A 14,493-nucleotide genomic window follows, 5' to 3' on the forward strand; every position below is an offset into this window, starting at 1 on the left:
AGGATGGCAAGTATGGAAAAGCGGACACAGCAGGGGAAGCTTACGAATCTGGAAATTGCTTCGTTCTGCAGTGAAATGGCAATGATCCTGAAGTCTGGGATTTCTTCCCTGGAGGGAGTTGATCTTCTCCGGGAAGATGCGCAGACGAAGGCAGAAAAAGAGCTGCTGGATGAGATTTATCAGTCAGTGATGGATACGGGCAGGCTGGATCAGGCGCTGGAAGAGACGAAAGTATTTCCGGAGTATCTGATCCGTATGACGCAGATCGGAGAAGAGACAGGAACTTTAGATGAAGTAATGGAATCTCTGGCGGAGCATTATGACCGAGAGGAAGCGATCAGGAGAAGTGTCCGGAGTGCCATCTCCTATCCCCTTCTGATGATCGGGATGATGCTGGTGATCATTATCATTTTGATGACAAAGGTTATGCCGGTATTTGATCAGGTGTTCCGCCAGTTTGGTCAGGAAATGACCGGATTTTCAAGAGGGATCTTGCTTGCAGGCAATGCTCTTTCCAGATATTCGGCGGTGTTTGCGGTACTTTTGGCGGTGATCGTCTGTGCGGGTATTTATTTTACAAAGACAGAGAGCGGCAGAAAGAAAATGTATCACATCGGATCCGGATTTGCATTTTCAAGGGAGCTGAAGGATAAGCTGTCGGCATGCCGGTTTGCCGGAGGAATGTCACTGGCACTGAAAAGCGGACTGACGCCGGAACAGGGAATGGAATTTTCAGAGAACCTGATCGAGGATGATGATTTTCGGAAGAAAGTAGCAGAATGCAAAGCGGATATGGAAAATGGAACGGATATCGCAGAGGCACTGGTGAAAGCCGGAATCTTCACAGGTGTTTATGCGCGGATGACATCCATTGCCGGGAAAGCCGGAATGATGGATGAGATGATGGGAAGGATTGCCGATGAGTGTGAGGAGGAAGTGGATGAAAAGCTTTCTTCTATGATCGCAGTTCTGGAACCGACGCTGGTGATCATCCTGTCGGTGATCGTCGGAACGATCCTTCTGTCGGTTATGCTTCCGCTTCTTGGAATTATGTCAGGACTTTAGGAGGCGTATGCTATGTGGAGAAAAGAACGGGAACGGTTTTATCACGGAAAACGGCAGCGCCCACTTCGGAATTTCTGTCTGTCCCTTCTGCTGTTTGTATGTATCTGCAGTGCTTTTTTCAGTGGATTTGAAAGGCTTTCGGACACGACAAGACGCAGGCAGAAGGAAAGTCTGGAAAATGCACTCTGGCGTGGTGTGACGCAGTACTATGCGCTGGAAGGACACTATCCGGAGACGCTTGATGATCTGACGGAAAACTGTGGGATCCAGTATGACAAGAAGCAGTTTTTTATTGATTATCAGATTGCCGGTGCCAATATTCTTCCGGACATTACGGTGATCGAACGATAGGAGGTCATTAACAGAAATGGACATGAAGCGTAGAAATGAAAAAAAGCATGTGATTGATTTTCTTTTTCCTCTTGCAGTCTTTTTCGTGCTGGTGGCATCATCGGTCGCCATTGTGGTTCTTGCATCGGGATTTTACAGCCGGCAGGTGAAGGCCTCGTCGGATTCCTATTCGGGACGGACGGCACTTGCCTATGTGACGGAGAAAATGCACCAGAATGATGAAAATGGTGCGATAGCAGACGGAACTTTCGATGGGGAAAATGCTCTCGTGATCCGGCAACGTTATGATGAGAAGGATTATGTGACATATCTGTATGCGTATGATGGATATTTAAGAGAGCTTTTTATCCGGGATGGAACGGAAGCAAAAGCATCCGATGGACGGAAGATCCTGGCAACAAAGGACTTCGAGGCTAAGGAAACTTCAGATGGGATTTTTCATCTGTATTGTGAAAATGAAGACGGGAAAAAGACAGATACATTTGTCAGTGTGAAGAGCGCTGCAAGATAGATTGGAGAAGATTTATGGAACGGACACCGGCAAAGCGTTCCAGCCTGTTTTTGCTGGAACTGATGATTGCAATTTTATTTTTCTGCCTTGCTTCGGCGGTGTGTGTGCAGATTTTTGTGAAGGCGCACACGACTAGCCGCGAGACACAGGAACTGAATACGGCGCTTGAGAAGGTTTCCGGGTATACAGAGCTTTTTCTTGCGGATGCGCTGACGGAGGACACGGAGGTCTTCTATGACGCAGACTGGCAGGAATGCAGTAAGGATGAGGCTTCGTATGAGATTGTGATCCGGGTGGAGCCGGATGGAAAGCTTTTGCATGGAACATTTACGGTGCAGCGCCTGTCCGGAGAACAGCCGGAAGAAATCTATTCGGTGGAAACAGACCGGATGACAGGCACGGAAAGGGAGTGACAGGATGAAGAGAAAGAAAAGGGGATCATACCCGGGGATTCAGATCGGAACGTCGTACCTGCTTGTGATCTTTGTAATCCTGTGTCTGGTGACATTTGCCACACTCTCACTGTCAAGTGCAAAAAGGGATCAGAGTTATAGTCAGCAGCTTGCCGGCCGGGAAACGGCGTATTGTGAGGCAAATGCAAAAGCGGCGCAGATCATGGCGCAGATCGATGATGCATTTGCAAAAGAGGATCCTGTATTTGCAATTCGGCAGATTGAGGGTGTGACAGCTGAAGAAGACGGAGCGAATCTGGATATTTCCTATGTGGTTCCGGTCACGGACAGTCAGAATCTGGAAGTCGAGATCCTGGCAGATCCGGTAAAGGGAACGCAGAAGGTTGTAAAATGGAAAGAGTCAGCATCTGAGAAATGGGAAGAAAAGTCAACACTTCCGGTCCTTGGAAGTGACTGACGCGAAAGGAGTTTGAGCTATGGATATCATTGTACTGCTTCAGCAGGCAGTTTTAAATCATGCATCGGATATATTTGTTGTAGCAGGTCTTCCGGTTTCTTATCGGGCAAATGGAAGAATCTGCAGGGAGAAGGAAGAAAAGCTGATGCCGCCGCAGACGAAAGAATGCGTTGAGGAATTATATAAGCTGGCAGGAGGACGGGACATCCGGGTTCTTGAAGAAAAAGGAGATGATGATTTTTCTTTTGCTGTTCCGGGACTTTCGAGATTCCGTGTCAGTGCGTACAAACAGAGGGGGGCGCTCTCAGCCGTTATCCGTGTGATCACATTTGAACTGCCGGAGCCGAATGAGATCGGGATTCCGGACCCGGTGATGAGCTTTTATAACCTGTCAAAAGGACTGGTGCTTGTGACCGGACCGGCGGGAAGTGGAAAATCTACTACGCTCGCCTGTCTGGTGGATAAGATCAATCATTCAATGGAAAAGCATATCATTACGCTGGAAGATCCGATCGAGTATCTGCACCGGCATGATAAAAGTATTGTAAGCCAGAGGGAAATCAATGTGGATACGGAAAGCTACGTCAATGCGTTACGTGCCTCGCTCCGGCAGAGCCCGGATGTGATCCTGCTTGGGGAAATGCGTGATTATGAGACGATCGATGTGGCAATGACAGCAGCGGAAACCGGGCATCTGGTATTTTCTACCCTGCATACGATCGGAGCAGCAAATACGGTTGACCGCATCATTGATGTATTTCCGGCAAACCAGCAGAGACAGATTGCAGTTCAGCTGTCCCTGGTATTGCAGGCTGTAATTTCCCAGCAGCTCGTACCGACGGTGGATGGAAAGCAGGTTCCGGTATTTGAGGTTATGACGATTACTCCGGCGATCCGCAATATGATCCGCGACAATAAGGTTCCGCAGATTGATGGAGTCGTGTATTCGTCTAATAAAGAAGAAATGCATTCGATGGATTTTGGTCTTCTGAATCTGTATAAAGATGGGAGGATCACGGCGGAGACGGCTCTCTCCTATGCATCAAATCCGGAAATGCTGAAGAAAAAGTTATAGAAAAATATAACAGGAAGGGGCTGCGGTGAAGCAGTCTCTTCCTGTTTATCGTCAGTGTTTTAAGATTTAGTCAAGGGCTGCAATTGCTTCGATCACGATATCATACTGTTTTTTGACATCGGTGATCAAACCGTCAAGGTTGTCGTATTCCTGGCTGCGGAGCTTTTCGGTCAGAGCACTGCTGACATTGTAAAGTGCAGTAAATCCAAGGTTTACGGCAACACCTTTTAAGGTATGCATTGCACGAAATGCGGTTTCGTAGTCCTTTTTAGCCCAGGATTCTTCAAATAAAGCCATATTGTTGTCCTGCGGAAATTTGAGGACAAATTTGCGTACCATATTTTCATTCATAAACCGGTGAAGAATATCATTATAATCGCCACCAATTTTTACATAACATTCTTGAAGTGTCATTGTCTACAGTCCTTTCTGAACTTTTTTATCTTTGTGAAATCCGTATATTTTTGCCCCCAACATTTTAACATGATTGTAGCATGACGCGTTACGCTTTACAAGATATTTCGTATTATGCATTGTCATGGTAATGAAAAAGGCTTATTTATTCGAAGAAATTGCATCATTTAACTGATCGTACCATTCTTTAGTCTGTGCTTCGTTGCTGCTGTTCAGAAAAATGGTGGTATCTGTTGTCTTTATCTGAAGAACCGGAGGATGTTCAATCCAGATATACATCTGGCAATGTCCGGTTTTGCTGCCACGGAAATTACCGAGAAGTTTGCTGTTATCTTCGGAGCCATCAGACCGGTAGAATTTTTCATCCGGCAGATTGTCCAGAAGAGTTACTGATTCCACATCGGCAAGAGCAAAGGTTGCTGTTTTGTAGCCGGATGTAATAGAATACTGGGCAGCATTTTCCGTCAGGCGGATCGGTGTAAAATCGATCCGAATACAGAGGATACACATCCAGAGGAGAAGAAGCCCGGTGCCGACGAGCATTCCTCCGGTGACATATTTCGCAGAAGGGTGTCCGTAGTTTAGAGAATAATTCATGCTGTTCACACGGTCCTGTACAAAATACCGTTTGTCATTTGGATTGTTGTACCAGCCTTTTCGCCAGTAATAGTCATCATCAATATAAAATGGTGTGCTGTCCTGGGAGAGAATCCGCTCTTTTTCCTTACGCAGCCAGAAAAACATGATCAATATGATGGCAGCCGGTATCAGTTCGAGGAAAATGTAGATGCCCATTCCAACTCCGCCAATCCAGTTGCTGGATGCAATATCCCGGATGATCCCGAGATAGGCGCCGGTATTGCAAATGTTGGAGACAAAAAGGAATATGGTGTATAAACGCTTTTCCAGTGCATTGATCTGCAGGTTGATCTGTGAATTTTCACTGTAAATTTTGTTTGGCATATGGGCGAATAAATAGCCGGTACCCATGTAAGCTGCCGCAACAAGAATTGTGCAGAGAAGTATGACTCTTCCATCACTTTCGGTCAGCAGATAAGTACGGACCTGCGGGAAAAACAGAGGGATCAGAATCACTGCAGCCGGGATCAGATGCAGCTTTGCCGGCGGTATCTTTTTCGCAATTTGTGAGGAAGTGCGGGTATCCACTGCAGCGGACACATCTGCATTTGCTGAGCTGATCCATCCATTTTTCTGCTTAATGTCGTATACTTTCTGATGATAATGATAGACACGGAGGATGGTAAGAAGGCAGAATTCTACGAACCACAGTGTCCATACGGTAATAAAAATAGAAAAGTAAGTAAAGCAAAGCAGGCATACCGCAATTCCTGCAAGCATGTTCCACAAATAAAACTGGCGGTTGCGCTTTTTATAAAGCTGGAGAAGCTCTTTTACGTCGGGATGTTCAAGCTCAGATTTAGGAATATGGACTCCCATCAGCATTCCTTCCCGGTATTTTGCAATATTTCCATAGACTCCGGCAAAGATGCCGACCATGGAAATGTCTGTAATTAAAAATATAATCAGCATCATCATTTCGCTGTTACCTCCATTTCGTTAAATGCTCTCTGGCAGAGTTCCAGGAAGTCGGTCAAAGTCATGCCGTGGAACTTTGCTTCTGCGCTTAAAAGTTCCAGTTCATCTGCCAGCTTTTCGTCAAAGCGGTTATCTTGTGGAGCAGAGGAAGTGGGATAACAGATGGTTGTTCCCTTACGGCGGTCTGTCTCGAGGAAGCCTTCTGTTTTCAAAAGCTGGTAAGCTTTGCTGACGGTCATGGTGTTGATACCGAGATCGGTTGCCATCTGGCGGACGGTCGGAAGCGATTCCCCCGGCTCAAATTCCCCTCGCCCGATTCCTTTGACAATCTCGTTGCGCAGCTGAAGGTAGATTGGGACTTCGGACTGCATGTTGATCTTGATGATCATATATCGGCATCTCCTTTCTGTGAGATTTGATTGTATTATACCACGTAATACAAATAATACAATAGGAGGATAAAAAAAACAGGAAAATGATGTACACGCTTTCAAGGTGCAAATAAATCTTAGAATTTGCTCCTATGAAAGCGCGTATGTCAGTTTCCTGATTTTTTACAGCCTGGTAATTTTGCAAGCTGAGTGAGTTAAAAGGATTGGCTGTTTGTATGGAAATTAATAAAATTCTGCATATAAACGCGGATATTTTCCATCTGTTCTTTTGTAACCGGATTGCTATATGGAATCCTGTCAATAATGCGGTTTAAGTAGTCATTTTCCGCTATAATATCAAAGCTTTCTTTGAAGTTAATATCGAAGAAATAGACGATATAAGATACCCAGTAATCCATCTGTGTGACGCGGTCTGCGGAAAGGATACATTTATTTTCAAACACTGTTTCGTATACCTTTTGGGTTATGTTCTGTGTACCGAGTTCTTCTTCAGAAACGTTAATAAAGGTGCTTGTGGAGTCTACGAGCTTTACCCGGCAGTTGTCCAGCTTGTCCTCATCACGGATCAGTTTTGCGTGTAAAAGTGTCTGCGGATCCGAGATCTCAGGGAGTTCATAATCGCTGTGGTGGGCGATTGCAGTGTAAATGATGGAGTCCCATTTGTCATCCGGAAGAAAGCGGCGGATCATGCCTTCATCAAAAAGCACCTTTACACCGTAAGCAGCGTGATCCATTGTGCCAGGCTCAAAGCTGTCGTAGCGCTTTAACTGCTCAAAACGCCCGATGTCGTGAAGGAGTGCAATCAGCCTTGCAAGGTCGGTGTCTTCGGCTGAAAGATGCATCCTTCCGGCAAGCTCTTCTGCCTGTTTTACAACGCCGTAGGTGTGGATGATTTTTAATTTTATGCGGTCATTTTCGCGGTCGTATCCGTTAAGGTAAGATTCAAATTCTTGTTGTGCGAGTGGATAGTACATGAAATTAAGCCTCCTGAAAATATATGGTTAGTGAGTAGCTTCTGAAAGAGATGCCAGTGAATTTTTAAAGGATTCAAATCTTTTTGTAAATTTCTCGTCCATATTTTCTTATATCCTCCAATAATAACTGATTTCCACATTCATCAAGATTGACAAGGTCTATTGTGTATAAAGTGGGTAAATTATCAAGCTCTTCCCGTAGATTTTCTGCATCTGGAATACCGGATACGGCGATGTCAATATCACTTCGTTCTGTCGCAGTCCCTTTGGCACGGGAACCAAAAAGAATAACGGTAGAAGCAGAATATTTTTTTGCCAGATTTATAATTTCTTCTAAAATACTATTGATTGTCATAAAAATACCCTTCTATTCAGATATCCTAATAAATTCATAAGCGATCCGCGGAGTCCCGTCACTGACGTAAATAATCCCACATTCTTCAAATCCATTCTGCTTAAAGCAAGCCTGCATTGGTTGATTATCCTTGTGGGTATCTACACGCAGATGTGAGATCTGTGTCTTGCAAAAATCAAAGCAAGCCCGTGCAATCCCTTTGGTTGTTCCGTCAGATGCAAGGCGGTGAACGGTTCCGTATGGAGCCTCGGAACGCCAGCTTCCATTTTCAATGAGTTGATAGTTCGGCTCGTCTCCGATGATGAGTGTAAAAGTGGCAACGACCTTATCATTTTCTACGCAGACATAACTGTTACCATTCTGGATATCCGGTTCGAGATCTTCGAGAGCCGGATAATTTGCATTCCATTGTGTCGGGTTTCCGGTTGCGTGCATGAACTGGCGTGCGGTGTCAAAAATATTTAAAATCGTGTCTACATCTTCTGGAAGTGTTTTTCTGATTAACATAGTGTTTTGTTACCTTTATCTGTTTTTTGCTGTATATGAAGTATAACATTTGAAATAAAAAAAGAAAAGGTGGAGAAGAAAACTGAAAGATAGAATCCCTTGCCATTCCCCCACCGCAATGATAAAATCTAAGAAACAGTGGTGCGAAAAGGAGTTGAGAAGACGATGCCAAAAGTATTCAATACAACAGCAGTATGCATACCGGAAGAACATTATATGGTCGATATATCCGGACGGCTGGAGGAGATCAAAAGCCTCGTAGATGCCGGCAAATATTTTACGATCAATCGTGCGCGGCAATATGGAAAGACAACAACACTTCGTGCATTGTATCGCTATCTGCAAAAAGAATATTATGTTGTCCTTCTGGATTTTCAGACTTTTGACAATGATAAATTTGAAAATGGAAATGTTTTTTCAGCAGCATTTATCAATTCATTTTTGCGGTCGTTAAAAAGAAATACTCTTTCACCAGAACTGGAAGATGCGATAAAAAATATTTTGCATAGTACGGATTATACAGATAAGTATTTTTCCTTAAAAGAGCTGTTTGAACAGTTGAGTGATCTCTGTGCGGCAGCCGAAAAAAAGATTGTACTGATGATTGATGAGGTTGACAGTGCATCGAATAATCAGGTGTTTCTGGATTTTCTTGCTCAGCTTCGTGCTCAGTATATTGAAAGAGATATACAGCCGACATTTCGAGCTGTTATTTTGGCGGGTGTATATGACGTAAAGAATTTAAGGCGGAAAATCCGTCCGGATGAAGTTCATAAATATAACAGTCCGTGGAATATCGCAGCGGATTTTAAAGTGGATATGAGCTTTTCAAGAGAAGAAATTGTAGGAATGCTCGATGAGTATGAAAAAGATTATCATACAGGAATGGATGTGGAATTACTTGCCGGACTGATTAGAGAGTATACATCCGGATATCCATTCCTGGTGTCTAGGATATGTCAGCTTCTGGATGAGGAAATCAGTGTGAAGAAGGAGTATGGCGGTAAGAAGAGTGCGTGGACGAAGAAGGGATTTTTGGAAGCGGTAAGGATTTTGCTTTCAGAAAAAAATATGCTGTTTGAGTCGTTGCGTGAAAAACTGGAAAGCTATCCGGAACTGAATAGTATGCTCTATTCACTTCTATTTACGGGAAAAGCGATTGTGTATAATTATTATGAGACATCAATCAATATTGCGACCATGTTCGGCTTTGTGAAAAATGAAAATGGAGTGCTTGCAGTTTCCAATCGTATTTTTGAAACCTGGTTATATAATCTGTATTTGTCATCTGCGGAGATGCAGAAAAAGGAAATCTATGCGGCATCGTTGATTGACAAGAATCAGTTTATCACAAATGGTTATTTGAATATGAGATTGGTCCTTGAAAAATTTGTGCAGCATTTTCATGATTTATATGGCGACAGTGACGAGACATTTCTTGAAGATGAAGGTAGAAAATATTTTCTTTTGTATTTAAGACCGATTATCAATGGAACAGGCAATTATTATATAGAGACTCAAACCAGAGAGCAGAAACGGACAGATATTATTGTAGACTATTTGGGTGAACAGTATATTATAGAAATGAAGATCTGGCATGGAAAGGAATATAATAATCGTGGGGAAAATCAGTTGATAGAATATCTTAATGATTACCATGTGAAGAAAGGATATATGATCAGCTTTAATTTTAACAGGAAAAAAGAAACCGGTATCAAAGAAATTACAATTGACGGAAAGACAATTATAGAAGCAATTGTGTAACAGTCAGAATTAAAAATTGTGTAACAATCAGAATTAAAAATTGCCAGGCAGGATACAGCATTTTACTGATAATTCATATTCTTTTTTGTGAAAAGTGTTGAAAGAAACTTTCGTTTCCTTAAGAAACTCCGGGAAATCAGGAAAATCAGGTAAGATTTTCGGAGCCTGAAGGGTCTGCTCCAACAAGACGGAAGCCGAGCTTCATCTCGATCGGGATCTGTTCTCCTCTTTCAATACTGTCAAGAAGTAGCTCTGCGCCGCGGATTCCACTGGTTTTGTAGCCGAAATGGATGGTTGGGATTCCTCCGGTGACGGCTTTTAACATCTGGTTATCTCCGAATCCGGTTACTCGGATGGACGTATTTTCAAGGATATAGCGCATTCTTGCACCTGCATCGGCTGCATTTGTCGGAATCTGCTTTTTTAAGTAGGTCTGAATGGCTTCGATTGCTCCCGCTGCTATGGTATCGGTTGCACATGATATGACATCGATATCACATTTGCTTTCCAAAAGATCCAGAGCAGACTCATATCCGGATTCCAGCGTGAAGGCTGAGGTTCGCTTATTTTCCTCGAAAAACGTGACACCTGCATTTTTGAGTCCTGCAATAAATCCGTCCTCTCTTGCGGCACCTGCAGCTTTGTCATCACGAGTAACGCCGATGTAAGCAACTCCTTTTTTACTGAATCCGGCAACGGCCTGTCCCATTGCCTTTCCTGCACCGTAATCGTCGTGGTAAATGCAGTTTGCGTGTGAGGTGCGCTGCCCGATCACGACAACAGGAACCTTTGTCTCTTTTAAAAATTTCCGGTGACCGGCGGTGAACATCGTACCGACAAGAATAATTCCGTCCACCGGATAATTTTCAAATAACCGGAGGTATTCTACTTCCTTTGCAGGGGTGTTGTCGGTTCCGGCAAGAAGCATCTGATAGCCTCTTTCGGCGAGAACACTTTCAATTCCGGCAGTGATCCGGCTGATGGATTCAGAATTGATCTTCGGGACGACCACGCCCACCAGGCTTGCCTTTTTGGTACGAAGCATACGCGCCTGTGCGGATGGCTGGTATCCGGTTTCTTCGATGACTTTACGGATCTGTTCTTTTTTCCCTTCACTGACGTAGCCGCCGTTTAGATATCTGGATACAGCTGCGCTGGAGACACCGGCGAGCTGTGCGATTTCTTTGATGGTCATAATCTGGTAAATGAAACTCCTTTGTATTTGATACTCTTATTATAGTGGAAAGCAAAATAACAGACAAGACCGGAGAAGGGAGAAAATCCAATCTTGGTCTTGCCTGTATTGTTTTGGTTATAACTTTTTAAAATGATGTGAGTGTCAAAAGTAAATTTTGCCGTTCACATCATTATTATAATCTGCGATACAGATTTTTATAGCGTTTTTTGTCCTCTTTCGTTAAGATAACAGCCAGAAGCATGAATGCGACTCCTGTCAGAAGAACGATGACCCAGGTAAAGATCGGCGTATGATTTTTGTAAATAAATCCGATCAAAAGCTGGTACAGACTCATAAATCCGATACGGATGATCTCCATCAGCCCGTGGATTCTTCCGCGGTGGCTGGATGGGATACGCCTGGTCATGTACGGGCTTTCCGCCAGCATGTAAGAAATCTCACCCCATGTCAGTACGACCATTGCCGCATAATAGAACGGGATGTGTCCGGAAAAGAGGATGAACATCACGTAGCCGACCAGTGTCAGTAAAAATCCGTAGATTGTCTTTTTTGGTTCGGAGGATCGCTTCAGAATCTGAGTGATAAGTGGTGTGAAGAGAACAACGATAAAGCAGTTGATGCTTGTAACTGTTCCGAATATCACCGCACCGGTATCCCCGTGTAGACGGATCAGATCCATAGGAAAGAGATAATTATACATCTGGTAAAGTGCTGTGTACCCGCTGGTGATCAGAATGAACAGCAGAACAAGCCGGTTTTCTTTAAGAATCGTCAGCAGGCTTTCCCCGTGGCGTTCGGCCTGATAAATGGCGTTGCCATCACTTTCTTCTTTTTCCGGTGTGATATTCTGTACAAAGAAATAGATCATCACAGAAGAAGTGCCGATGGAAATTCCACTGAGCAAAAATGCAAGCCATAAGTAATTGCGAAACATAAATCCGGCTACAGCAGAAGCCATCACGCCGCCGAGATTTGCTGTCAGATACTGGAGGGAATACCCTCTCTCCCTGTCTTTGCTGAGGGTGATATCCGCAGTAAGCGAATTGTAGGACGGATTTTCCATGTTCTGGCAGGTCGATGCGATAAACATCAGGACAATGGATTTTGTCGTCAGCGGGATTAGTCCGCAGATGATATAAGAAATGACGGAAATCATATCCAGGTAAACGATATTCATTTTCTTATTAAAACGATCGGCCATCTTTCCACCGATCAGATTTGCCGGGATCGTCAGAATCCCCATCAGTGCCGTGATCCAGGCAACCTGCACGGCATTCATCCCAAGCTTCTGGCTTAAGATCATCGTCAGCATCGGACGGACCATTGCCCCCATGGCCGTCACAAAGCGTCCGAAGCATAAGACATAGTTTTCTTTTCTAAGACCTTTGTATTGCGAAATTAGATTCATGATACGTTTTCCCCTTTGCATATTCCCCAATTTTAAACTACTAATAATATACAATGAGGGCACTTTTTTGTCTATCTTATTCCGTCGGGTTTCAGCAAAAAATGGTGGTTGATTGAAGCCGGAAAATGATGTATGTTAGTACTTAGGAAATAGCAGTTGTAGGTGGTTACGACTGAGCGAAAAAGGAGAATATGATGAAATCAGAAGAAGTTACGAGAATACTGGAAAATGCCATCCGTATCGGAAAAGGTGTGATCCGGTATGGAAGTGTCGCATCGTATATTCCGGAGCTTGCCAAGGCAGATAAGAATAAACTGGGGATCTGCCTTTACACAATAGACGGCAATCAATTTGAGACCGGAAATACAGAGGACAGATTTACGATACAGTCCATTTCCAAAGTAATGGCACTGTGTCTGGCGCTGGAAACGTTTGGAGCAGAGTTTGTGTTTGATCATGTGGGCGTGGAGCCGTCGGGAGAGGCTTTTAACTCACTGGTAGAACTGGATAACCGGAGTAACCGGCCCTTTAATCCGATGATCAATTCCGGAGCAATTACGGTTGCAAGTCTGCTAGTGAACCAATATTCCATCGAAGATATGCAGAAGTATATGCAGGAAGTATGCGAAGATCCGGAGATCGCGATAGACGAAGCCGTATTTCAGTCTGAGATGGCGACCTGCGCAAGAAATAAGGCGATTGCCTATCTTTTAAAAAGTAAGGACATCATTGATACCGATGTAGAAGAAAGTGTTACCTTTTATACCAAGATGTGTTCCATGTCGGTAAATGCAAGAGATCTGGCAAGGTTCGGTCTTCTGCTGGCAAATGACGGAGTGCAGCTTTCCACCGGAAAACGTCTGATCTCATCTCAAACTGTGCGGATGGTGCAGACCATTATGCTTACTTGCGGAATGTATGACGGATCGGGGGAATTTGCATTAAGAACAGGAATTCCGACTAAGAGTGGAGTCGGCGGAGGTCTCCTCAGCGTGTCGAAAAAGAAAATGGGAATCGGGATCTACGGACCATCTCTTGACAAAAAAGGAAACTGTATCGCAGGCTGCGAATTGTTGGGATATATTTCAGAAGCACTGCATCTTCACATCTTTGATACCAGAGAGTGGAAGGTAGAAGAATAAAAAAAGACGATACTGCAGAACTCCCTTAGCATGTGGTTTTGCAGTGTCGCTTTTCTTTTATCCGCTTATTTTTCAGAGGATGGAAGACAATTTCCATCTTTAACAATGGTTGGTTCTTTTCCTGCGATCATGGTTACCATGTATCCATTTTTCCCAAAATTGAGTGCAACGACTTTCCCTTTTTTCGTATGGAAAATCTGAATAAGGATATCTTTTGAAGTCGGTTTGTCTTTAAAATAGTTGCTTGGTCTGCTGTTCCCGGTAGGAATCGCACCATTGCCGAATGTATAGCGCGGTTTTGCATTTTTATCTGCACTTTCCAGATAAATAAGTACTTGTCTTGCAACTCGCCGGCTGGATGTATTGACCTCGGTCTGATCTTTGGGATTCCTTTGAAGAGCATTTAATGCACCGTTTGATATTCTTCCGAGCTTTGTCATCTTTTCGCCGCCGATTGTGGAGGTAAACTTGCAAGATTCTTCAAAGCTTTCCGGGTACATAGCATAACATTCGGACAAAGCAGCCTGAGTAGCAGTCCAGACTTCTTTTGCCTCAGTTAAAACAGCCTGCTTTTTTGCTTTTTCAATATATCCTGTCAAAGACGGAATTAGCAGTGTTGCCAGTATTGCAAGAATAGATAGTACAACAATGAGTTCTACAAGTGTAAAGCCGTGTTTTTTATGAATTGTTTTTATGAAAATCACTCCCATTAAAAATATATTGAAAATATGTACAGATACAATTATTTATAATGATATAATACATTCTGATTGAAGAATGGTCAAGACAAATATGGTAATCAGAATACAAGAAATAAGGTAATATATAGATATGAATCAAGTCATGGAAAGAGAGGTCATTAACAGTTAAAGATAAATTATAAAATCATATAAGTAGATATTGAGTTTTA

General features: G+C 43.5%; 17 protein-coding genes. 8 read left to right on the forward strand and 9 right to left on the reverse strand.

What is annotated here, in order from left to right:
- Positions 1 to 12: 12 nt before the first annotated feature.
- The 6 genes from PGW42_RS08345 to PGW42_RS08370 are packed head-to-tail and all read left to right on the forward strand — an operon-like array spanning position 13 to position 3,872.
- The gene (locus tag PGW42_RS08345; RefSeq protein WP_044998829.1) at positions 13 to 1,065 is read left to right on the forward strand and encodes a type II secretion system F family protein; all 1,053 of its coding nucleotides are present in this window, start codon (positions 13 to 15) and stop codon (positions 1,063 to 1,065) included.
- A 12-nt stretch (positions 1,066 to 1,077) separates the two neighbouring features.
- Complete coding sequence (locus PGW42_RS08350) at positions 1,078 to 1,416, forward strand: hypothetical protein (RefSeq protein ID WP_055248727.1); 339 nt, start codon at positions 1,078 to 1,080, stop codon at positions 1,414 to 1,416.
- Between the two features lie 16 nt (positions 1,417 to 1,432).
- Positions 1,433 to 1,927: a DUF4860 domain-containing protein gene (locus tag PGW42_RS08355; protein WP_270204039.1), complete on the forward strand. Its 495-nt coding sequence runs from the start codon at positions 1,433 to 1,435 to the stop codon at positions 1,925 to 1,927.
- Between the two features lie 14 nt (positions 1,928 to 1,941).
- Positions 1,942 to 2,340, forward strand: a complete 399-nt coding sequence (locus tag PGW42_RS08360; RefSeq protein ID WP_055261849.1) for a hypothetical protein — start codon at positions 1,942 to 1,944, stop codon at positions 2,338 to 2,340.
- A 4-nt stretch (positions 2,341 to 2,344) separates the two neighbouring features.
- Positions 2,345 to 2,797, forward strand: coding sequence for a hypothetical protein (locus tag PGW42_RS08365; RefSeq protein ID WP_008371201.1), 453 nt, complete (start codon positions 2,345 to 2,347; stop codon positions 2,795 to 2,797).
- Between the two features lie 19 nt (positions 2,798 to 2,816).
- Positions 2,817 to 3,872: a type IV pilus twitching motility protein PilT gene (locus PGW42_RS08370; RefSeq protein ID WP_270204038.1), complete on the forward strand. Its 1,056-nt coding sequence runs from the start codon at positions 2,817 to 2,819 to the stop codon at positions 3,870 to 3,872.
- A gap of 66 nt (positions 3,873 to 3,938) precedes the next feature.
- On the opposite strand, the gene PGW42_RS08375 is transcribed toward PGW42_RS08370, so the two are convergent.
- From PGW42_RS08375 to PGW42_RS08400, 6 genes are all read right to left on the reverse strand, one after another.
- A complete protein-coding gene (locus tag PGW42_RS08375) occupies positions 3,939 to 4,286 on the reverse strand; it encodes an Hpt domain-containing protein (protein ID WP_118218663.1) in 348 nt (115 codons plus the stop codon).
- Between the two features lie 141 nt (positions 4,287 to 4,427).
- A complete protein-coding gene (locus PGW42_RS08380; RefSeq protein WP_270204037.1) occupies positions 4,428 to 5,843 on the reverse strand; it encodes a hypothetical protein in 1,416 nt (471 codons plus the stop codon).
- Positions 5,840 to 6,232, reverse strand: coding sequence for a GntR family transcriptional regulator (locus PGW42_RS08385; RefSeq protein WP_118218658.1), 393 nt, complete (start codon positions 6,230 to 6,232; stop codon positions 5,840 to 5,842). Before PGW42_RS08385 ends, PGW42_RS08380 begins: the two co-directional genes overlap by 4 nt.
- A 197-nt stretch (positions 6,233 to 6,429) precedes the next feature.
- Positions 6,430 to 7,209, reverse strand: a complete 780-nt coding sequence (locus PGW42_RS08390) for an HD domain-containing protein (RefSeq protein WP_270204036.1) — start codon at positions 7,207 to 7,209, stop codon at positions 6,430 to 6,432.
- Positions 7,210 to 7,282: 73 nt separating this feature from the next.
- Positions 7,283 to 7,564 (reverse strand): nucleotidyltransferase family protein, encoded by a 282-nt coding sequence (locus PGW42_RS08395; RefSeq protein WP_118199470.1) that lies wholly within the window; start codon positions 7,562 to 7,564, stop codon positions 7,283 to 7,285.
- Between the two features lie 12 nt (positions 7,565 to 7,576).
- A complete protein-coding gene (locus PGW42_RS08400; protein ID WP_008371216.1) occupies positions 7,577 to 8,071 on the reverse strand; it encodes a GNAT family N-acetyltransferase in 495 nt (164 codons plus the stop codon).
- Positions 8,072 to 8,236: 165 nt separating this feature from the next.
- Between PGW42_RS08400 and PGW42_RS08405 the strand changes: the two genes are divergently transcribed.
- Positions 8,237 to 9,835 (forward strand): AAA-like domain-containing protein, encoded by a 1,599-nt coding sequence (locus PGW42_RS08405; protein ID WP_270204035.1) that lies wholly within the window; start codon positions 8,237 to 8,239, stop codon positions 9,833 to 9,835.
- 145 nt (positions 9,836 to 9,980) lie between these two features.
- On the opposite strand, the gene PGW42_RS08410 is transcribed toward PGW42_RS08405, so the two are convergent.
- Both PGW42_RS08410 and PGW42_RS08415 read right to left on the reverse strand, forming a co-directional pair.
- Positions 9,981 to 11,030 carry a LacI family DNA-binding transcriptional regulator gene (locus PGW42_RS08410; RefSeq protein WP_270204034.1) on the reverse strand — a complete coding sequence of 350 codons (1,050 nt, stop codon included), beginning with the start codon at positions 11,028 to 11,030 and terminating at the stop codon, positions 9,981 to 9,983.
- 175 nt (positions 11,031 to 11,205) lie between these two features.
- A complete protein-coding gene (locus PGW42_RS08415) occupies positions 11,206 to 12,441 on the reverse strand; it encodes an MFS transporter (protein ID WP_173826231.1) in 1,236 nt (411 codons plus the stop codon).
- 191 nt (positions 12,442 to 12,632) lie between these two features.
- Between PGW42_RS08415 and glsA the strand changes: the two genes are divergently transcribed.
- Positions 12,633 to 13,583 carry a glutaminase A gene (gene glsA / locus PGW42_RS08420; protein ID WP_270204033.1) on the forward strand — a complete coding sequence of 317 codons (951 nt, stop codon included), beginning with the start codon at positions 12,633 to 12,635 and terminating at the stop codon, positions 13,581 to 13,583.
- 65 nt (positions 13,584 to 13,648) lie between these two features.
- On the opposite strand, the gene PGW42_RS08425 is transcribed toward glsA, so the two are convergent.
- Positions 13,649 to 14,287 carry a type II secretion system protein gene (locus PGW42_RS08425; protein WP_243002825.1) on the reverse strand — a complete coding sequence of 213 codons (639 nt, stop codon included), beginning with the start codon at positions 14,285 to 14,287 and terminating at the stop codon, positions 13,649 to 13,651.
- Positions 14,288 to 14,493: the final 206 nt, after the last annotated feature.

The organism is Coprococcus sp. TM115-187, assembly GCF_027679115.1.
GTDB lineage: Bacteria > Bacillota > Clostridia > Lachnospirales > Lachnospiraceae > Allocoprococcus > Allocoprococcus comes.